Source organism: Rossellomorea marisflavi (genome assembly GCF_001274775.1).
In the GTDB taxonomy this organism is placed as follows: Bacteria; Bacillota; Bacilli; order Bacillales; family Bacillaceae_B; genus Rossellomorea; species Rossellomorea marisflavi.
Genome location: NZ_LGUE01000008.1, coordinates 212,960 through 231,625, shown reverse-complemented (window position 1 = coordinate 231,625; position 18,666 = coordinate 212,960). Strand labels below are relative to the sequence as shown.

General features: G+C 48.9%; 22 protein-coding genes. 19 read left to right on the top strand and 3 right to left on the bottom strand.

The genetic code is table 11. The features are described from left to right. The first annotated feature begins 7 nt into the window (after positions 1-7). The 9 genes from atpA to spoIID all read left to right on the top strand — a co-directional run bounded on the left by atpA (position 8) and on the right by spoIID (position 9,217). The gene (gene atpA / locus AF331_RS19235) at positions 8-1,516 is read left to right on the top strand and encodes a F0F1 ATP synthase subunit alpha (protein WP_053429627.1); all 1,509 of its coding nucleotides are present in this window, start codon (positions 8-10) and stop codon (positions 1,514-1,516) included. A gap of 83 nt (positions 1,517-1,599) precedes the next feature. Beyond that, positions 1,600-2,460, top strand: a complete 861-nt coding sequence (gene atpG / locus AF331_RS19230) for an ATP synthase F1 subunit gamma (protein ID WP_053429626.1) — start codon at positions 1,600-1,602, stop codon at positions 2,458-2,460. Positions 2,461-2,504: 44 nt separating this feature from the next. Beyond that, on the top strand, positions 2,505-3,908 hold the full coding sequence (gene atpD / locus AF331_RS19225; protein WP_053429625.1) for a F0F1 ATP synthase subunit beta: 1,404 nt from the start codon (positions 2,505-2,507) through the stop codon (positions 3,906-3,908). A 22-nt stretch (positions 3,909-3,930) separates the two neighbouring features. Continuing rightward, a complete protein-coding gene (locus AF331_RS19220; RefSeq protein WP_048004873.1) occupies positions 3,931-4,335 on the top strand; it encodes a F0F1 ATP synthase subunit epsilon in 405 nt (134 codons plus the stop codon). Between the two features lie 273 nt (positions 4,336-4,608). After that, positions 4,609-4,845, top strand: a complete 237-nt coding sequence (locus tag AF331_RS19215) for a DUF1146 family protein (protein WP_053429624.1) — start codon at positions 4,609-4,611, stop codon at positions 4,843-4,845. Between the two features lie 215 nt (positions 4,846-5,060). Next, positions 5,061-5,810 carry a YwmB family TATA-box binding protein gene (locus AF331_RS19210; RefSeq protein ID WP_053429623.1) on the top strand — a complete coding sequence of 250 codons (750 nt, stop codon included), beginning with the start codon at positions 5,061-5,063 and terminating at the stop codon, positions 5,808-5,810. Positions 5,811-5,842: 32 nt separating this feature from the next. Beyond that, positions 5,843-7,147, top strand: coding sequence for a UDP-N-acetylglucosamine 1-carboxyvinyltransferase (gene murA / locus AF331_RS19205; RefSeq protein ID WP_048004875.1), 1,305 nt, complete (start codon positions 5,843-5,845; stop codon positions 7,145-7,147). A gap of 176 nt (positions 7,148-7,323) precedes the next feature. Further along, positions 7,324-7,602, top strand: a complete 279-nt coding sequence (locus tag AF331_RS19200) for a hypothetical protein (protein WP_053429622.1) — start codon at positions 7,324-7,326, stop codon at positions 7,600-7,602. A gap of 601 nt (positions 7,603-8,203) precedes the next feature. Then, positions 8,204-9,217 (top strand): stage II sporulation protein D, encoded by a 1,014-nt coding sequence (gene spoIID, locus AF331_RS19195; RefSeq protein WP_048014187.1) that lies wholly within the window; start codon positions 8,204-8,206, stop codon positions 9,215-9,217. 39 nt (positions 9,218-9,256) lie between these two features. Here the strand turns inward: spoIID and AF331_RS19190 are convergent, their stop codons facing one another. Next, positions 9,257-9,691, bottom strand: a complete 435-nt coding sequence (locus tag AF331_RS19190) for a VanZ family protein (RefSeq protein ID WP_053429621.1) — start codon at positions 9,689-9,691, stop codon at positions 9,257-9,259. 201 nt (positions 9,692-9,892) lie between these two features. Here AF331_RS19190 and AF331_RS19185 point away from each other — a divergent pair, with 201 nt between their 5' ends. The 10 genes from AF331_RS19185 (at position 9,893) to fabZ (ending at position 17,757) form a co-directional block, all read left to right on the top strand. After that, complete coding sequence (locus tag AF331_RS19185) at positions 9,893-10,765, top strand: M23 family metallopeptidase (protein WP_053429620.1); 873 nt, start codon at positions 9,893-9,895, stop codon at positions 10,763-10,765. 273 nt (positions 10,766-11,038) lie between these two features. After that, on the top strand, positions 11,039-11,227 hold the full coding sequence (locus AF331_RS22225; RefSeq protein WP_152915715.1) for a hypothetical protein: 189 nt from the start codon (positions 11,039-11,041) through the stop codon (positions 11,225-11,227). Between the two features lie 22 nt (positions 11,228-11,249). After that, positions 11,250-11,552 (top strand): DUF4212 domain-containing protein, encoded by a 303-nt coding sequence (locus tag AF331_RS19180; RefSeq protein WP_053429619.1) that lies wholly within the window; start codon positions 11,250-11,252, stop codon positions 11,550-11,552. 57 nt (positions 11,553-11,609) lie between these two features. Then, complete coding sequence (locus tag AF331_RS19175; protein WP_053429618.1) at positions 11,610-13,277, top strand: sodium:solute symporter family protein; 1,668 nt, start codon at positions 11,610-11,612, stop codon at positions 13,275-13,277. A 347-nt stretch (positions 13,278-13,624) separates the two neighbouring features. Beyond that, positions 13,625-13,885 (top strand): sporulation transcriptional regulator SpoIIID, encoded by a 261-nt coding sequence (gene spoIIID / locus AF331_RS19170; protein ID WP_048004881.1) that lies wholly within the window; start codon positions 13,625-13,627, stop codon positions 13,883-13,885. Positions 13,886-14,182: 297 nt separating this feature from the next. Then, positions 14,183-15,193 (top strand): rod shape-determining protein, encoded by a 1,011-nt coding sequence (mreB, locus tag AF331_RS19165; RefSeq protein ID WP_053429617.1) that lies wholly within the window; start codon positions 14,183-14,185, stop codon positions 15,191-15,193. A gap of 66 nt (positions 15,194-15,259) precedes the next feature. After that, entirely contained in the window at positions 15,260-16,072 is an 813-nt protein-coding gene (locus tag AF331_RS19160; RefSeq protein WP_053429616.1) for a flagellar hook-basal body protein, read from the top strand. Positions 16,073-16,129: 57 nt separating this feature from the next. After that, the gene (locus AF331_RS19155) at positions 16,130-16,948 is read left to right on the top strand and encodes a flagellar hook-basal body protein (RefSeq protein WP_053429615.1); all 819 of its coding nucleotides are present in this window, start codon (positions 16,130-16,132) and stop codon (positions 16,946-16,948) included. Between the two features lie 15 nt (positions 16,949-16,963). After that, positions 16,964-17,221, top strand: a complete 258-nt coding sequence (locus tag AF331_RS19150) for a DNA-directed RNA polymerase subunit beta (protein WP_048004884.1) — start codon at positions 16,964-16,966, stop codon at positions 17,219-17,221. A 101-nt stretch (positions 17,222-17,322) separates the two neighbouring features. After that, complete coding sequence (fabZ, locus tag AF331_RS19145; RefSeq protein ID WP_053429614.1) at positions 17,323-17,757, top strand: 3-hydroxyacyl-ACP dehydratase FabZ; 435 nt, start codon at positions 17,323-17,325, stop codon at positions 17,755-17,757. Positions 17,758-17,805: 48 nt separating this feature from the next. On the opposite strand, the gene AF331_RS19140 is transcribed toward fabZ, so the two are convergent. Together AF331_RS19140 and AF331_RS19135 are read right to left on the bottom strand one after the other, a co-directional pair. Beyond that, on the bottom strand, positions 17,806-18,369 hold the full coding sequence (locus tag AF331_RS19140; RefSeq protein ID WP_053429613.1) for a class D sortase: 564 nt from the start codon (positions 18,367-18,369) through the stop codon (positions 17,806-17,808). Next, on the bottom strand, positions 18,366-18,659 hold the full coding sequence (locus AF331_RS19135; protein WP_053429612.1) for a helix-turn-helix domain-containing protein: 294 nt from the start codon (positions 18,657-18,659) through the stop codon (positions 18,366-18,368). The genes AF331_RS19140 and AF331_RS19135 overlap by 4 nt, the downstream gene beginning before the upstream one ends. Between the last annotated feature and the right edge of the window lie 7 nt (positions 18,660-18,666).

The window sequence follows — 18,666 nt, the reverse complement described above, 5'->3', positions numbered from 1 at the left end:
GAAATTCATGAGCATCAAGGCGGAAGAAATCAGCGCGCTGATAAAGAAGCAAATTGAGAACTATCAGTCTGAGATGAAGGTAAGCGATGTAGGTACTGTCATCCAAATCGGGGATGGTATCGCTCGTGCTCATGGCCTCGACAATGTCATGGCTGGAGAGCTTGTTGAATTTTCTACTGGTGTCATGGGTATGGCACAGAACTTAGAAGAAAACAACGTAGGTATCGTTATTCTTGGGCCGTATAAAGACATTCGTGAAGGCGATGAGGTTCGTCGTACCGGACGGATCATGGAAGTACCGGTTGGACCGGAACTTGTAGGTCGTGTTGTAAACTCACTGGGTCAACCAGTCGATGGTCTTGGACCGATTCCTACAACAAAAACACGCCCGATTGAAGGCGCAGCTCCTGGTGTAATGGATCGTAAATCCGTACATGAGCCGCTTCAAACCGGAATCAAGGCGATCGATGCACTCGTGCCGATCGGACGCGGACAGCGTGAATTGATCATCGGTGACCGTCAGACAGGTAAGACGTCTGTAGCCATCGACTCAATCCTGAATCAAAAAGATCAAGATATGATCTGTATTTATGTGGCAATCGGACAAAAGGAATCAACGGTTCGTAATGCCGTGGAAACACTGCGTAAGCATGGTGCCCTCGACTATACAATCGTCGTGACGGCATCTGCATCACAACCGGCACCGATGCTATTCCTTGCGCCTTATTGTGGAATCACGATGGGTGAAGAGTTCATGCATAATGGTAAGCATGTACTTGTTGTATATGATGACTTGTCTAAACAAGCATCCGCTTACCGTGAGCTTTCCTTGCTCCTTCGCCGTCCTCCAGGTCGTGAAGCATTCCCTGGTGACGTATTCTACTTGCACTCCCGTTTGTTGGAGCGTGCAGCGAAGCTCAGCGATGCAAAAGGTGGAGGTTCCATCACGGCATTGCCATTCGTTGAAACGCAAGCAGGAGATATCTCCGCTTATATCCCGACTAACGTTATTTCCATCACTGATGGACAGATCTTCTTGCAATCCGACCTATTCTTCTCCGGTGTACGTCCGGCGATCAACGCAGGTCTTTCCGTATCACGTGTAGGTGGATCCGCACAGATCAAAGCGATGAAGAAAGTATCCGGTACCCTGCGTCTTGACCTTGCAGCGTTCCGTGAGCTTGAAGCATTCTCACAGTTCGGTTCCGACCTCGATAAAGCGACACAGGCGAAGTTGAACCGTGGGGCGCGTACAGTAGAAGTATTGAAACAGGACTTGAACAAACCATTGACGGTTGAAAAACAAGTCATGATCTTCTACGCACTTACAAGAGGTCATCTTGATGATATCCCGGTTGCGGATATCCGTCGCTTCGAAGGTGAATTCCTAAGCTGGCTCGACCACAACCAAAAAGAATTGTTGGATCAAATCCGCACAACGAAAGGTCTTCCTGAAGACAGCGCAATGGCAGCAGCCATCGATGGATTCAAAAAGACGTTCGCTAAATCCGAGTAATAGGGATGGTGTCCTGAGGGGCACCTCCGTCTTGGATTCCAAGGACAGGGTTTAACATTTTCAAAAAAGGGTGGTGAGAACCAGTGGCATCGTTACGCGACATTAAAACTCGTATTACGTCTACGAAGAAAACAAGTCAGATTACGAAGGCAATGGAGATGGTTTCTGCTTCCAAGCTGAACCGTGCCGAGATGAATGCGAAATCATTCGTCCCTTACATGGAAAAGATCCAGGAAGTCGTCACCTCCATTTCCCTCGGAAGCACCGACGTAACGCATCCAATGCTAGTCTCCCGCCCCGTAAAGAAAACCGGCTACTTGGTCATTACGTCTGACCGCGGTTTGGCGGGGGCATATAACAGCAGTGTGCTGCGTGCTGTCAGCAATACAATCCAGGAGCGTCACAGCTCCAAGGATGAATACACGATCATTGCGCTGGGGCGCATGGGCCGCGATTTCTTCTTGAAACGCGGAGATCATGTCCTTGATGGGGTCGTAGGACTGCCGGATCAGCCGAATTTTGCCGATATCAAGGATATCGCCAATAAAACGGTGACCATGTTCTCGGACGGGGCGTACGACGAGCTCTTCATGTTCTACAATCACTACGTAAGTGCAATCCAGCAGGATGTAACGCAGAAGAAGGTTCTGCCGTTGACGGACCTTGAATCCGCTTCTACAAAGCTTACTTCCTATGAATTTGAACCAAGCGCTGAAGAGATCCTCGAAGTCCTTCTTCCGCAATACGCAGAGAGCTTGATTTTCGGTGCACTGCTCGATGGTAAAGCCAGTGAGCATGCGGCACGTATGACGGCCATGCGAAGTGCGACGGACAACGCGAAGGAACTCATCGGTGATCTTACATTGTCTTATAACCGTGCACGTCAGGCGGCGATCACTCAGGAAATCACTGAGATCGTCGGTGGGGCGGCAGCACTCGAATAGAAAGAGACGTATCAATCGTCAAAAGCCAGTTAGGAGGGAAAGAGATGAACACAGGACATGTTCTTCAAGTAATGGGTCCGGTTGTCGATGTCAAGTTCTCTAGCGGGCAGCTACCGGATATCTACAACTCATTGAAGGTCCAAATCGCAGACCGAGGCGAACTTACACTGGAGGTTGCCCTTCACCTTGGGGATGACTCTGTGCGCACAATCGCCATGGCCTCTACAGACGGGCTACAGCGTGGAGCGACAGTACTCGATTCTGGAGCACCGATTTCTGTACCGGTAGGTGACATCACGCTTGGACGTGTATTCAACGTACTGGGTGATTCAATCGACCTGGACGAGCCTCTTCAGCAGGGGATCCGTCGTGACCCGATTCACAGACAAGCACCAACATTCGATCAGCTTTCCACAGAGGTGGAAATTCTTGAAACAGGAATCAAAGTAGTCGACTTGCTAGCGCCTTATATCAAGGGTGGTAAGATCGGTCTGTTCGGTGGAGCCGGTGTAGGTAAAACCGTTTTGATCCAGGAATTGATCAACAACATCGCCCAGGAGCACGGTGGGATCTCAGTATTCGCCGGTGTAGGGGAGCGTACTCGTGAAGGGAATGACCTTTACCACGAGATGAGCGATTCCGGTGTTATCAAGAAGACAGCGATGGTATTCGGTCAGATGAATGAGCCGCCAGGAGCACGTATGCGTGTTGCCTTGACGGGTCTGACAATGGCTGAGTACTTCCGTGATGAGCAAGGTCAGGATGTTCTATTGTTCATTGACAACATCTTCCGTTTCACGCAAGCAGGTTCAGAAGTATCCGCCCTTCTTGGACGTATGCCATCTGCCGTTGGTTACCAGCCGACACTTGCGACCGAAATGGGTCAATTACAAGAGCGTATCACATCGACGAATGTCGGTTCCGTTACATCAATCCAAGCGATCTATGTACCTGCGGATGACTATACGGATCCAGCTCCGGCAACGACGTTCGCCCATCTTGACGCGACGACGAACCTTGAGCGTAAGCTTTCGGAAATGGGTATTTACCCTGCCGTGGATCCACTTGCTTCCACTTCACGCGCCCTGTCTCCTGAAATCGTTGGAGAAGAGCATTACAGCGTGGCACGTAACGTACAGCAGACGCTTCAGCGTTACAAAGAACTTCAGGACATCATTGCGATCCTCGGTATGGATGAGCTTTCCGATGATGACAAACTGACCGTTCACCGTGCGCGTCGTGTACAATTCTTCCTTTCACAGAACTTCCACGTGGCCGAGCAGTTCACAGGACAAAAAGGTTCATACGTAGAAGTGAAAGATACAGTTAAAGCATTCAAGGATATCCTTGAGGGCAAATACGATCACATTCCTGAAGATGCATTCCGTCTGGTAGGTCCGATCGAGGACGTACTGGCTGCAGCTAAAGAAATGGGCGTAGAGGTATAATCGCGGACCAGGAGGGAACAAAATGAAGACATTAAAAGTCAATATTGTCACTCCCGATGGCCCAGTGTACGATTCAGAAGTGGACATGGTAAGTACGAAAGCCCAAAGCGGTGAGCTTGGGATCTTACCTGGACACATTCCGATGGTTGCTCCACTACAAATCGGTGCGGTTCGCCTGAAAAAAGGTGGCGACACTGAGCTTGTAGCTGTCAGCGGCGGCTTCCTCGAAGTCCGTCCTGAACAGGTGACAATTCTTGCACAATCTGCCGAGACGGCAGAAGCGATCGACATCGAACGTGCCAAGGAAGCCAAAGGACGTGCAGAAGGACGCCTTCAAGGAAGCAGGGATGACGTCGACTTCCGCCGTGCTGAACTGTCCTTGAAACGTGCCATGAACAGAATCAACGTGTCAGAGCGTAACTTCTAATACGATCTTGAAAATCCACCCTGAGGCTCACATGTCTCACGGGTGGATTTTTGTATATATAATGAAGAGACAAAAAATATGAAAAATCCTGCACGCTCCAAGTAGCTTTACCTATACAAAGGGAGTAAAATGAAACGTGGGACATGCACATAGAGAGTAAAAGACACAGTTTCAAAAAAACCTGACATTTACAAAAATAACTATTGTAGTGCAAAGGTAATGTGTTAAAATAGTCTATGTGTGTCTAAATTTTTTTTTTTGGAGTGAGAAGGAATGGACGTAACATTTGGCCAGCAGGCGCTGATCAGCATGCTGATTCACTTGGTGGTGTTTGCAGTTACATTCTGGGCTCTTCAATCGATCCAATTGGATAAGCTCCTTAAAAAAAACAGGGTCGCCCAAGGGAGGCTCCTGTACATCCTACTGACCATTGCCATTGGTTCTGCCGTCAGCAGGTTCTTGTTGGATTACTACCTATGGACCCAGCAGCTGCCGACCCTTTTCGAATAGGGTCAAAGCCTTACAAAAAATAGGTCTTCCTGCATGTTCTCAAAGGAACTTGTTTTGAGTAAGATTAATTTTGTGTTTACGCCCTTTGTGAAAAAGTTTCATTATGAAAACGATCACATGACTGTAAGAAGACAGATTTGTAAAAAGATGACGATAAGTTGCAAGTATGTTCCTCACCCTGACGGAAAGACTTTTACTAAAGGGGAGGAATGAACGTGCGTAACTTTTACATTTTCGTAATTTTTTTCATTATAATTGGTTTTCTTTATGTCAGTAATGGGAACAACACTATCGAAGCGAAGCGTTTCACCGATATAGAAAAACTTGATCTTGCCGTCGAACGAGCTGGTGGGGAGGTCAATGAATGGTCTCTGTATGCAAGAGAAAACGCATCTAGCTTCACACAAGAAGGGTTTGCCAAACACAGTGAGTTGATTCAGGAGAAGTTTTCCGGATTCAAGTGGGTAACAAAAAAATCAAAGGAAGAAACAGTGGTGACGGGACATCGCAAGACGTCTCACGGAACAGAAACCATTAAGATTTTACATACCCTCACAAACGGGCAATCACAATCGTATACTATGTATGAGCTGCGCGGAAGTCAGACCACTTGGGGAGAGAGCGCCAAGGCCTATATCAAAAGTGAATATATCCCAAATACGGATGAAATTTTCACGGATAAACCCTTGATATTCTCTTGTATTAAAGGCAAATTCAGTGATACGCTTGAGGAAGTTTTGTCGAATCAAGCCGTCGAAATGATGGACACATTGGACGCTAACGAATTGGAATCCTTAAAAGAGGAAGAGTTTCATTCAATTTCAGCCTACTCGGAACAATTGTCACGGACCATTCAAACCAAACAGCATCAAGACATGAACATTCAACTTGGTTTACGGAAAAGTGGAATGGGCGCTGAGACAACCTTTGTCATTGGCACACCCATCCTGATTATTGAATATTAATATAGAGAAATTGGACGCGGAGGGGAATACTCTTGGAAAAAATTATCGTCCGCGGCGGTCAGCGTTTAAGCGGTACAGTGCAAGTTGAAGGAGCAAAGAATGCCGTTTTACCAGTCATCGCTGCTACATTATTAGCTAGTGAAGGAAAAAGCATCATCAAAAACGTACCACCACTCTCCGATGTATATACGATCAATGAAGTTATACGTCATTTAAATACAGATGTAGAATTTGCGAACGGTGAAGTCACCGTCAATGCGTCAAGGGAGTTATTTGTAGAGGCGCCTTTTGAATATGTACGTAAAATGCGTGCATCCGTCCTTGTGATGGGTTCACTTCTTGGACGTACAGGTAAAGCCCGTGTAGCCCTTCCTGGTGGATGTGCGATCGGTTCAAGACCAATCGATCAGCATCTTAAAGGATTCGAAGCAATGGGTGCAAAAGTGAAAGTCGGTAACGGCTTCATCGAAGCTGAAGTTGACGGTCGCTTGCATGGTGCCAAAGTCTATCTTGACTTCCCAAGCGTAGGTGCCACTGAGAACATCATGATGGCTGCCGTTCTTGCAGAAGGAACAACAATCCTTGAAAATGTCGCAAAAGAACCGGAAATCGTGGACCTTGCGAACTTCCTGAACAAAATGGGAGGAAACGTAGTAGGTGCCGGAACCGGAACAATCCGCATCGAGGGTGTCGATCGCCTTTATGGAGTGGAGCACAGCATCATCCCGGACCGTATCGAAGCCGGAACATTCATGGTTGCTGCTGCCATCACTAAAGGTGATGTTCTTGTAAAAGGTGCAATCCCTGAACATTTGTCTTCTCTTATTGCCAAAATGGAGGAGATGGGCGTCAAGATCATCGATGAAGGGGAAGGTGTTCGTGTCATCGGTCCGGATTCATTGAAATCCGTCGACATCAAAACGATGCCACACCCTGGATTCCCGACAGACATGCAATCCCAAATGATGGCATTGCTCCTTGCAGCAGATGGAACAAGCGTCATCACGGAAACGGTATTTGAAAACCGCTTCATGCACGCGGAAGAATTCCGCCGCATGGGCGCCGAAATCAAAATCGAAGGCCGTTCTGTCATCATGGACGGACCAACTGCCCTTCAAGGTGCAGAAGTTGCTGCAACCGATCTTCGTGCAGCCGCAGCCCTATCCATCGCAGGACTCGTAGCAGACGGCTACACAAGAGTCACAGAACTAAAACACCTTGACCGTGGCTATGTCAACTTCCACCAAAAGCTAGCAGCCCTAGGTGCAGACATCGAACGCGTCAACGAAGCCGACGAAACACCAGCAACAGAAGAAACCATGATCAAAGACGCATAAGCGTATCCAATAAAACGGACCTCCTATCAACAGGAGGTCCGTTTTTATTTGTGTACGGGATAAAATCCACTTAGAAGTCGGAGGTTTATTGAAAAAATAGTGGTCGTGGCATGTAAAATACAAATATCAGATGTACGAGACCCCTGCCGCTATGCCCAGTGTTTGGGGGTTTAATCTTGATAGAGAATGAAAAAACAAAAGTGTTTGCAGACCATGAAGCAAATCAAGTAACTCTAAAAAAATCTCTCCTACAGAAAGCTAGTATCCATACCAACCAAAGTGAAGAGCAGCGGAGGGTGGACGACTCCTGCGGGAAAAGAGGGAAGGTTGAGACCTTGGAGGCGCAGCCGAAGCGGCTCAGTCTCCCTCCCCGCCGGAAAGCGGGTGGCCGCAGCGGAGCGGAACATCCCCTCCTGAATTTCTCAAAAGCCCTGAAGAGACCGGTAGTGGCTTAGCTCCATCGCTATTTAAAGGGAGCCATCCCGTTTGCATCAAAGATTGAAATAGGACCTTTTCTGTATTTGTAAGAAAAATTAAGAGTGGAATCTACATACCATCAAAAGTGAAGAGCAGCGGAGGGTGGACGACTCCTGCGGGAATAGAGGGAAGGTTGAGACCCTGGAGGCGTAGCCGAAGCGGATCAGGCTCCCTCCCCGCCGGAAAGCGGCCACCCGCAGCGGAACGAAACGTCCTATCCACTATTAACAAAAGCCATCAAAAGAATGGGGGATGAATTGGCACCTTCTCTATATTTACCTGATCATAAGGGATCAGCATCTATATATCACCAAAAGTGAAGAGTAGCGGAGGCCACCCGACTCCAATGGGAAAAGCGGGCAGGGTGAGACCCTGCAGGCAACGCCGAAGCGGCTCACCGCACGCCCCATGGAAAGCGGGTGGCCGTAGCAGAACGGAACATCCCTTCCATAACCAATCCCTCTACTTATTAAAAATGACCACAATAATCATTCATAAAAGCCTGTCCACCCCCATACATTTGAAAAGAGGAGAAACGCACCACCATCTCCTATTTCACTTTATATGGAGGCAGCGCACATGAAGCAATGGAAACCCGTACTACTCACCTTCTCACTCTTTATCATCATCATCATCACGATTCCCGCCCTGCTGGTACTCCCCTTCTCATCAGGAAAAGAAACCGCCAACCTGGACGAAGCCAAAGCCAAACAAACCGCCAACAAAGACATGGACCAATCCATGCAGGTAGCCGTCTACCGGTCAAATGACGACCTCATCGAAAAACTGCCCTTGGAGCAGTACGTCGTGGGAGTCGTAGCCGGTGAAATGCCTGCAGACTTTGAACCTGAAGCCTTGAAGGCCCAGGCGCTGGCTGCCAGGACGTATATTGTGAATCAGCTTCTTGTGGATGACTCCAATGTCCCTAAAGGTGCCGATGTGACCGATACCGTCGCACATCAGGTATACAAGAATGAAAAAGAGCTCGCCAAGCTATGGGGGGCCGACTATGAATGGAAAATCAAAAAAATCAAAGATGCCGTACACGGGACGATGGGTAAAGTCCTGACGTACAAAGATAAACCGATCACAGCTGCCTTTTTCTCCACAAGCAACGGCTACACCGAGAACTCAGAATCCTATTGGGAGAATGAGCTTCCGTACCTGAGGAGTGTCGAGAGCCCTTGGGATTCCAAGTCCCCTAAATTTGAAGATCAAGTCGTCATCAAGACAAGCGACTTTCAAAAGAAATTGGGGGTCACCCTGCCGAAGGATGGCAGCGTTGGTACGATCACCGGCCGCACGGAAGGGAAACGGGTTGCCAACGTGGAGATCAACGGTAAGAAGTTTACCGGGCGGGAGATACGGGATAAGCTGAATCTGAAATCCTCCGACTTCACCTGGTCGCTGAAGGGCGATCATATCGTCATCTCAACGAAAGGCTTCGGTCATGGCGTCGGCATGAGTCAATATGGGGCTAATGGGATGGCGGAGGAAGGAAAGGACTATAAGCAGATCGTCCAGCACTATTATAAGGACGTGAAGATTACCCAGGCAGATACGTTGTTGAAAAAAGTCACAGCACAGCGCTGAAAAAGCGCCAGGTCCACTCCGGACCTGGCGCTTCTTCGTTTACGCTGTAAAATACTTCTCAACTGACTTTAACCAGCGGCCCAGGGGGCGGTCTGGAGATCGGAAGTACGTGTGGTTGACGAGCCAATAGAGGATGGTCACGCCGATAAGATCCTTTGCAGCGTCGATCATGGTGGCAGAACGGGCCGGCACAAAGGCCTGATGGATTTCATCCGTGAAGCCATAGAAAATGGCAATCAGGGCGGCGACGGTATTGACAGCATAAGTGAGTTTTCCGTGAGCAAGGAGGGCAAGGACAAATAGAGCGTAAAGGATCCCGAACTCGATCAGGTGGAGGGATTCCTTGATGAACCGGTCAAGATCCCGCTCCGGGAGGCTTAGTACCTTATCATCGGGATTACTTGAAAGATACCAGATCAAGAGCATATATAAGAAAGGGGCAACGGTCAGCCCGATTTTCAATACAGATTTCATTCAGACATCGTCCTTTCGTTTCATCCTTTCATTGTAGCACGGGGAGTTCTCCTTTTCGCGTATCAGAATAAAAGTTCAAAGAGATGTAAAAAATCGTGCATAGAACGATTCGTTTTGTCGAAAGATAAGATTTTAAAATTTTTTTCACCTCGTGTATATATTTTCTGAATTCTGTTCAGAATGATTGCTGAGGTGATGAAAATGAGAGAGGAAGAAAAGAAACATACTTCTCCAAAATTTTTGAAAAGGCGCTGGGCCTATCCAGCAATCTACTTGGCAAGTGCAGCAGTCGTGATCACAGGGATTTTGTGGTACCAAGCATCGAATGATGTGAACGAGAAAGCAAAGGATTACAGCTATGATGGAGTTCCTACCGAAAATCAATTTGATCAACCTGCAGAAGAAGTCAACCGTTCACTCGAAAACTTCGTAATGCCAGTCGCCAAGCCGGATGAAACCGTCATTGAGAAAGAGTTCTATGATGCTAACGCCACGGCCGAAGAACAGGAAGCAGCGCTCATCGTCCACGGAAATGAGTATTACCCGAACCAAGGGCTCGACATCTCGAAAGAAGGCAAGAACTTCAATGTCCTTGCTGCCATGAGTGGAGAAGTCACAAAGGTTCAGGAAGATGCCCTACTTGGGAACACGATTGAAATCGAGCATTCCAAAGGTGTCGTCACACGTTACCAATCGGTCAAAGACTTCAAGGTTGCTGTTGGAGACACAGTCAAGCAAGGTCAGGAAATTGCCAAAGCAGGCAAGAGCAGTCTGAACGAAGAAGCTGGTGTACACGTACACTTTGAAATCCGCAAAGACAGCTTAGCCGTGAATCCACTTGAGTACTTCAATAAGTCCCTTGCCACCCTTCAAGAAGCTGATTTGGATCAACAAGTATCCACAGAGCAAGCTTCTGAAGACAAAGGTACAGAAGAGAAGAAAGATGCTGCTGAAGAAAAGAAAGAGTCTGAAGGAAACGACGGACAAGCCAAGCCTAAACAAGGCGCGGAGAAGAAAGAGTCCGATGAGTCCAGCGCTACCCCGGACGCAGCTGATACTAAAGACGAAGAATGATCCCATACGGAACCGGCCCATTGCGGCTGGTTCTTTTTCTGCGTCAATAACCTGCGAGGCCATTCGACAGGATGTTAGTTTGGCAGGAAAATAAAACAGACGGTCTTCCGGTCCTGTCGGGGCCATCTTGCTATTGTGAAAAAACAACGCCATAGGTGTTGAGATTTCTGTCGACTTTTTTTCATTGACCCTGTCCAGCACCCTATACATAATGATGAATAAGTATTCAGGGAGGAGAATCTGTTCATTTAAGAAAACGCTTACATTAAGGAGGTGACATCCATTTACTTTTTCATCTTTATGGCGCTCACGGGCTTTTGCATCTTTCTCACCATAAGGAAAAAGAAGGCCTTTTATCTGGCCATCCCATTCGTGGCCCTCTTTGCATTCCTGATCATTCAGATCGCCATGGTGCCGGCTCCATTTTTCGAAACGGTGAAGTTCATTTTCAGTCTGAGGTAGTGTGAAAAAAGGGGGGAACGGAATGAAAAAAATCGAAAAGGTGAAAGCCGATCGTTATTTCAGAGAGAAAAACATCTATATGGGTGTGTATCTGGTCATTTGGTTCATCGCGTCATTCGGTGTAGTGCTGATTGCAGAACCACTGTCTTCCTATACGATTGGCGGTTTTCCTTTCCATTACTTCATGGGGGCGCAAGGAGCGGTCGTCACCTTCATCTTACTGCTGTTCGTCAATGCAGTCGTAAGTGACAAAATCGACCGGAAGTACGGAATCGATGCGAAGAAGAACGAAGCCCTCAGCTACGGGAAGACGCTGGATCATTAAAGAGACAAGAGAAATTGGGATGAAGAAAATAGACAGAGTGTAGGGGGAAACGGATAGATGGATTCTCAGCTGTTAGTATCGACGATCATCATTTTGGTGACATTTGCCTTATACATTGGTATCGCTGTATACAACAAAGCAAAAGAAACATCGGATTTCTATGTGGCTGGTCGCGGGGTCCCGCCGATCTTCAACGGGATGGCGATCGGTGCTGATTGGATGAGTGCGGCCTCATTCATTGGTATGGCTGGAACGGTCATGATTCTCGGATATGACGGCCTGGCTTATATCATGGGGTGGACAGGGGGGTATCTCCTTCTCACGTTCCTTCTGGCCCCTCAGCTCCGGAAATACGGACGTTACACCGTTCCGGAATTCATCGGAGACAGATTCAACAGCCATCCGGCACGGATCACGGCGGCGATCTGTACCATCATCATCAGCTTCACCTATTCCATCGGACAGCTTTCCGGGTCGGGGGTCGTCATCGGTCGGTTATTCGAAATCGATGCGAAGATCGGGACGATGATCGGGGTCGTGCTCATCGCATTCTATGCGGCCTTCGGGGGGATGAAGGGGATCACCTGGACGCAGGTGGCACAGTACCTTGTTCTGATCATTGCCTATCTGATCCCCGTCATTTTCATGTCCTTGCAGCTGACGGGGAATCCGGCCCCTTGGCTGTCGTATGGGAGGATCGTCGAAGAGATCGGTGAACTGGACCGACAGCTCGGTGTGTCGGAGTATTTTGCACCATTCACGAACGGATCAAAATGGCAGTTCATCGCCCTCATGTTCACCCTCATGGCCGGAACCGCCGGACTTCCCCATGTGATTGTCCGGTTCTATACGGTCTCCACGATGAAGGCAGCACGCTGGTCAGGGGCATGGGCGCTTCTCTTTATCGGGATCCTGTATTTATCAGCCCCCGCCTATGCGGCGTTCTCGAGGTTCATCCTCATGACGAAAGTAGCCGGGAGTAAGATAAGCGAGCTCCCTGCATGGACGAAATCGTGGGTCGATACAGGGAAGCTTCAAGTAGCGGATACGAATGGCGACGGCATCCTTCAGTGGCAGGAGATCATCATCTCCAATGATATCGTCGTCATGGCGACTCCGGAGATCGCCAACCTGGGTGTATTCGTCATCGGTCTTGTGGCAGCGGGAGCCATGGCAGCAGCCCTCTCCACTGCAGGTGGACTGCTCATCTCCATCTCGTCTTCATTTGCCCATGACATTTACTACAGGGTCATGAAACCGGGGGCAACAGATGCAAATCGGTTGGCAGTGGCTCGTTGGACGATTGTCATTGCCACGCTCCTTGCAGGTCTCGTGGCACTGAATCCACCTGGTGTCATCACCCAGATTGTCGCATGGGCATTTGCCCTTGCGTCTGGTACCTTCTTCCCTGCACTCCTGCTCGGGGTCTGGTGGAAGCGCTCCAACGCCCACGGAGTAGTGACGGGCATGCTTGTCGGCCTGGGAGTCACCTTGCTCTATATCTTCCTCGCCAGGGAGGGCTATACGATCCTGGGGATCATCGACACAGGTGCCGGTGTCTTCGGGGCCACGGCAGCGATCATTGCCAATATCACCGTGTCACTCCTCACCCCTGCGCCTTCGCAGAAGCTTCAGGATGAAGTGGAGAACCTCAGGTATCCAGAGCAGATGACCTATAAGGACGGAGAGGTATGGATCGATGAAGATGTAGATTTTAAAGGATGAAGAGAGAACGCTCCTGATTTCAAGGGGCGTTTTCGACTTATTTCTCAGGAAATAGATCAAAGAATGTCGTATGGTCCGAATGATATTCTGAAAATTCAAACGTTATCTTGTCCTTATTCGGTAAAGTGTGCATATATGGGGACAAATGCTAATAAAATGAAACAAACCTATCAATACAGAGAGTGTTTGAGGTGAGGAATCGTCCATATCCCATAGCGAATCAGTCACATATATGTTTATACGTTGTAAACCACGGGCCTTAACGGCAACGTAACTTATACTAATCACTCATGCGAAGCGAGTCTCATTTCACACTTCTCACATCCAATTTGGGGAGGTCGAGTGGTGTGCACGATTACATCAAAGAGAGAACAATCAAGATTGGCAAGTATATCGTGGAGACAAAGAAAACCGTTCGCGTCATTGCGAAGGAGTTTGGCGTGTCCAAAAGTACGGTCCACAAAGATTTAACGGAACGGCTGCCTGAAATCAATCCGGAGCTTGCAAACGAAGTAAAGACAATACTGGATTATCATAAATCGATCCGACACTTAAGAGGAGGAGAAGCCACGAAGCAAAAATATAGGAAAGAAGAACTCCACAGCTGAAACCGATGCGCCACGCCCGCAGGAAGAAGGGCGAATGGCGTATTTTTACGTTTACAGCAGCAATGTGGAGGGTCCTCAAATGAATGGAAAGAGGTTGAATTCAGGTCATTCAGCCTGCTCCGAAAGGCAACAGAAGGCGATTTAAATAAAATTCATTTTTTTGACAAACAACTCCTGCTTTCGACACGTTTATGGTAATATAATTAATTAGGTGAAGATTTTACCTTAACGTTAAAACGTAACTACATAGGAAATAAACCATAGATCAATTGAATGAGAAGAAGGGAGTCACAACAAATGTTCGCGAAAGATATCGGTATCGATTTAGGTACAGCAAATGTATTGATTCATGTAAAGGGGAAGGGGATCGTCCTTAACGAGCCTTCCGTCGTCGCGTTGGACAAGAATACGAATAAAGTATTGGCAGTAGGAGAAGAGGCACGCCGCATGGTTGGCCGGACGCCTGGGAATATTGTCGCGATCCGCCCGCTTAAAGATGGGGTCATAGCAGACTTCGATGTAACAGAAGCGATGCTGAAGCATTTCATCAATAAGCTGAACGTGAAAGGATTCATGTCGAAGCCGCGCATCTTGATCTGCTGCCCGACAAACATCACGAGCGTCGAACAAAAAGCCATCAAGGAAGCAGCCGAGAAGAGTGGCGGCAAGAAGATTTACCTTGAAGAAGAGCCTAAAGTCGCAGCCATCGGAGCAGGCATGGACATTTTCAACCCGACCGGGAATATGGTCGTGGATATCGGAGGGGGAACCACGGATGTAGCGGTCCTTTCCATGGGTGATATCGTCACAAGTCAGTCGATCAAGATGGCAGGGGATAAATTCGATTATGAAATCCTGAATTACATCAAACGCGAGTACAAGCTCCTCATCGGTGAACGTACAGCGGAAGACATCAAGATCAAGATCGGTACGGTCTTCTCCGAAAATCGCGAAGGCGAGATGAATGAGATGGACATCCGCGGACGTGACATGGTATCAGGTCTTCCACGTACCCTTACCGTGACGGCAAAAGAAATTGAAGGGGCCCTTCGTGAATCAGTCGCTGTCATCGTCCAGGCAGCCAAGAACGTCCTGGAGAAGACTCCACCAGAACTATCAGCGGATATCATCGACCGCGGTGTGATCCTGACAGGAGGGGGAGCGCTTCTTCACGGTATGGACACGCTTCTTGCGGAAGAATTGAAAGTACCTGTACTCGTAGCTGAGAACCCGATGGACTGTGTAGCGGTCGGAACGGGTCTGATGCTTGAGAATATCGATAAAATTTCACGCCGTAAAATCGGCTGATCGACTGAAATAGTCGGGTGAGGTTCCGATGTAAGAGAAGAGACAATAAGAAATGAGGTGGACGTTATGTTCCGAGGATTCTATACGGTGGCATCCGGCATGCTGTCACAGCAGCGGAAAACCGAAATGCTGACCAATAATATCTCCAATGCCAACACGCCGGGCTATAAAGCGGACACGGCTGCGATGCGGGCTTTCCCTGAAATGCTCATGCAACGCATGGACTCGAAGACCGTCCCGACCGACAATCGACTGTCCCTTCCTCTTCACCGGAGTATCGGGAGCTTGAATACGGGTGTCTATATGCAGGAAACCATCCCGACCTTTACCCAAGGTGACCTGCAGGAAACGGGCAATGCCACGGATATCGCCTTGATTACGGGAACCCTTCCAGATGAGGGGGGAGCCGTCCTGTTCACCGTTGAAGGAGATGGCGGGGAAGAGCGATACACAAGAAATGGGAATTTCACAGTCAACGGCAACGGATTCCTCACTACCAATAGCGGGCACTATGTCCTTGATGGGAACGGGGAGCGGATCCAGCTTGATTCCGACGAATTCAGCCTTGGCGACAATGGGGAGATTCTGGTGAACGGAGCACAGGAGTCTTCACTTGGCATCGCCTACACAGGAAATGCGCAAGACCTGGTGAAAGAAGGGGACGGTCTTTTCTCTTCTGAAACAGCTCTGACTCCTGCTCAGGCAGGCACCTTCACCATGGTCCAGGGTCAGCTTGAACGATCGAACGTCGATGCGTCCAGGAGCATGACTGATATGCTTTCTTCTTACCGTGCGTTCGAAGCGAATCAGAAGGTCCTTCAGGCCTATGATCGCAGCATGGACAAAGCGGCGAATGAAATCGGGCGTGTGAATGGGTAGTAAAAGATTGTCAATGAAATTCGACAGGAGTTACCTTATAATAAAGGGGACAAAATCATGAACCGGATGATGGTGACAGCCACAAACACACTTGGTCAGCTTCAAAAGCAGATGGACTTGATCGGGAACAACCTATCGAATGCCGATACCACCGGCTACAAAAAGAGGGAAGCTACGTTTTCCGATCTACTGGTCCAACAGGTGAACAACCAGCGCGTGGACCGCTTTGAAGGCGGCAGGCTCACTCCTCTTGGCGTCAGGGAAGGAAGCGGGGCACGACTATCCAAAACTGCTTTGAACCTCACACAGGGCACCCTGAAGGCTACGGGGAGGTCCCTGGACTTTGCCCTGAAGGATGAGCGTCAGTTCTTCAAAGTGGATGATGGAACCGATGTACGCTATACGAGAGACGGTGCCTTCTACTCCACTCCCATGGATAATGGCCGGTCCATGCTCGTGAATGCTTCGGGATTCCCGATCCTGGATGAGAATGATGATCCGATCACGTTCTCGGATGAAGCTTCCACCTTCGAGCTTGGCGATAATGGCGTGCTGAGCATCATAGGGCCAGCGGGGACCGAGAACGTAGACCTCGGCATTGTGACGATCGCCCGTCCCCAGTTCCTCGAACAACTCGGCGGTAATCTGATCGGACTCAGGACCGATCTAGGTGTGACCCGGAACGAAGTCTTGACGAATCTGATCGGTGCCGGGCGAACGGGCATTTCCATCAGCCAAGAGTCCCTGGAAGCATCGAACGTGGATATGGGCAAGGAGATGACGGACCTGCTGAATGTCCAGCGTTCCTATCAGTTCCAGACACGATCCATCACCATGGCCGATCAGATGATGGGATTGGTCAACGGTATACGCTAAAGGAGTTTTGAACAGATGAGCGAAAAAGAACTGTTGCAGGAGCAACCAACTGAAGAAACGAAGACAGCCGAGGAACAGGCTGCACCCAGATGGGTACGGGTACGCCTTTTCCCGATCTGGCTCCGCGTCCTTTTATTCCTCGTGCTGTTCGCCGGGTTTCTTGCCCTTGGAGCCGTTTTTGGATATGCCGTCATCGGTGACGGAAAAGCCTCTGATGTGTTCAAAGCCGAAACATGGCAGCATATTGCAGACATCGTCAAAAAAGCAAAATAACGAAAAGGCCTCTGAAGCTCAGGGCCTTTTCTTCGTTCTATTCCATTCTCCCCTTCAATTCTGTACAATAAAGGGGACATACCACTGTAGGAGGACCATTCATGTTAGATATCAATGAAATCAAAGACATCATCCCGCATCGCTATCCTTTTCTTCTTGTGGATCGCATCCTCGAAGTAGAAGAAGGGAAAAGCGCGATCGGCATCAAGAACGTCACAGCCAATGAAGAATTCTTCAACGGTCACTTCCCGGACTACCCGGTCATGCCGGGCGTGCTCATCGTCGAGGCCCTTGCTCAGGTAGGAGCTGTTGCCATGCTGAAGAAGGAAGACAACAGAGGAAGACTGGCTTTCTTTACCGGAATTGATAAGTGCCGCTTCAAGCGTCAGGTGAAACCAGGGGATCAGCTCAGACTTGAAGTCGAAATGGTCCGCTTCAAAGGCGCCATCGGAAAAGGGAAGGGCGTTGCCACCGTTGACGGGGAAGTAGCCTGCGAACTTGAGATGATGTTTGCCCTTGGAGAAAAAAGCGAATAAAGCAAAAAGCCGATCCGCATATGGATCGGCTTTTTTCATGGGAAGGGATCAATGGACGGGGCGCGCATGGATGATGTATCGCTGATCGGTACTGGAGAGGTACTCGAAGGGATAACAGGTTGATAATGTCAGCATCTCTTCCCCCGCTGGCTCCATCACTGACAGATCGTCCTGATCCACGATCACACTGTCTGTGATCTGATAGGTGAACGTCCCTTCAGCTAGGCGGATCTCCAGTACATCTCCCGGCTTCAGTTCACCCATCCGTGTGAATACTGTATCACGGTGGCCTGCAAGGAAAATCCGTTCTCCTTCCCCTGGAAGTGCAGTAGAGGGCACATGACCGACCCCCTTCTCCAAATCATCCTCATCAGCCCCCGTCACGATGGGTACCTCCCTGTCAAGAGCCGGGATGCGCAGAATCCCGATAGCTTCTCCGTTCTCCCGATCCTCTGAGGGAGTCCCGGCACCCGCACTGATAGCCTTTTGGGCGGAAGCCATTGATTCATTACGAGCGTGCTTCTGCTCCTGAATGCCGAAGAGGGAGGCACCCACATACACAAGGCCTGTACAAATCAGTAAAATCCCAATGACTGAGATCGATTTATTCATAGCCATCCTTTGAGAAACCCAAGGAAATCCTTCTTTGTAAGTCCGCCTTCAATCGCCTGCTTGAGCGGGGTGATCCACTCTGCGAGCTCATCATCTCCTTCCAAAAGTACTGCATCCAACGAAACGTCGAGGGCACTGCTCAGCTTCTGGATGATTTCCAAGGAAGGGTTTTGCTGCAAGCCCCTCTCGATTGAACTGATATATGATTTGGAAACCGATGATCGCTGGGATAGTTCGTTGATGGTTATGTTTTTCTTCTCACGAATTTCCTTTAATCTGCTTCCTAGCATAGGTCGC

Bases quoted from the DNA above. Each gene is read 5' to 3' on its own strand.
- atpA (WP_053429627.1), top strand. From the start codon at position 8: ATGAGCATCAAGGCGGAAGAAATCAGCGCGCTGATAAAGAAGCAAATT.
- atpD (WP_053429625.1), top strand. From the start codon at position 2,505: ATGAACACAGGACATGTTCTTCAAGTAATGGGTCCGGTTGTCGATGTC.
- AF331_RS19220 (WP_048004873.1), top strand. From the start codon at position 3,931: ATGAAGACATTAAAAGTCAATATTGTCACTCCCGATGGCCCAGTGTAC.
- AF331_RS19215 (WP_053429624.1), top strand. From the start codon at position 4,609: ATGGACGTAACATTTGGCCAGCAGGCGCTGATCAGCATGCTGATTCAC.
- spoIID (WP_048014187.1), top strand. From the start codon at position 8,204: ATGAAGCAATGGAAACCCGTACTACTCACCTTCTCACTCTTTATCATC.
- AF331_RS19190 (WP_053429621.1), bottom strand. From the start codon at position 9,691: ATGAAATCTGTATTGAAAATCGGGCTGACCGTTGCCCCTTTCTTATAT.
- AF331_RS19185 (WP_053429620.1), top strand. From the start codon at position 9,893: ATGAGAGAGGAAGAAAAGAAACATACTTCTCCAAAATTTTTGAAAAGG.
- AF331_RS19180 (WP_053429619.1), top strand. From the start codon at position 11,250: ATGAAAAAAATCGAAAAGGTGAAAGCCGATCGTTATTTCAGAGAGAAA.
- AF331_RS19175 (WP_053429618.1), top strand. From the start codon at position 11,610: ATGGATTCTCAGCTGTTAGTATCGACGATCATCATTTTGGTGACATTT.
- mreB (WP_053429617.1), top strand. From the start codon at position 14,183: ATGTTCGCGAAAGATATCGGTATCGATTTAGGTACAGCAAATGTATTG.
- AF331_RS19160 (WP_053429616.1), top strand. From the start codon at position 15,260: ATGTTCCGAGGATTCTATACGGTGGCATCCGGCATGCTGTCACAGCAG.
- AF331_RS19155 (WP_053429615.1), top strand. From the start codon at position 16,130: ATGAACCGGATGATGGTGACAGCCACAAACACACTTGGTCAGCTTCAA.
- AF331_RS19150 (WP_048004884.1), top strand. From the start codon at position 16,964: ATGAGCGAAAAAGAACTGTTGCAGGAGCAACCAACTGAAGAAACGAAG.
- fabZ (WP_053429614.1), top strand. From the start codon at position 17,323: ATGTTAGATATCAATGAAATCAAAGACATCATCCCGCATCGCTATCCT.
- AF331_RS19140 (WP_053429613.1), bottom strand. From the start codon at position 18,369: ATGAATAAATCGATCTCAGTCATTGGGATTTTACTGATTTGTACAGGC.
- AF331_RS19135 (WP_053429612.1), bottom strand. From the start codon at position 18,659: ATGCTAGGAAGCAGATTAAAGGAAATTCGTGAGAAGAAAAACATAACC.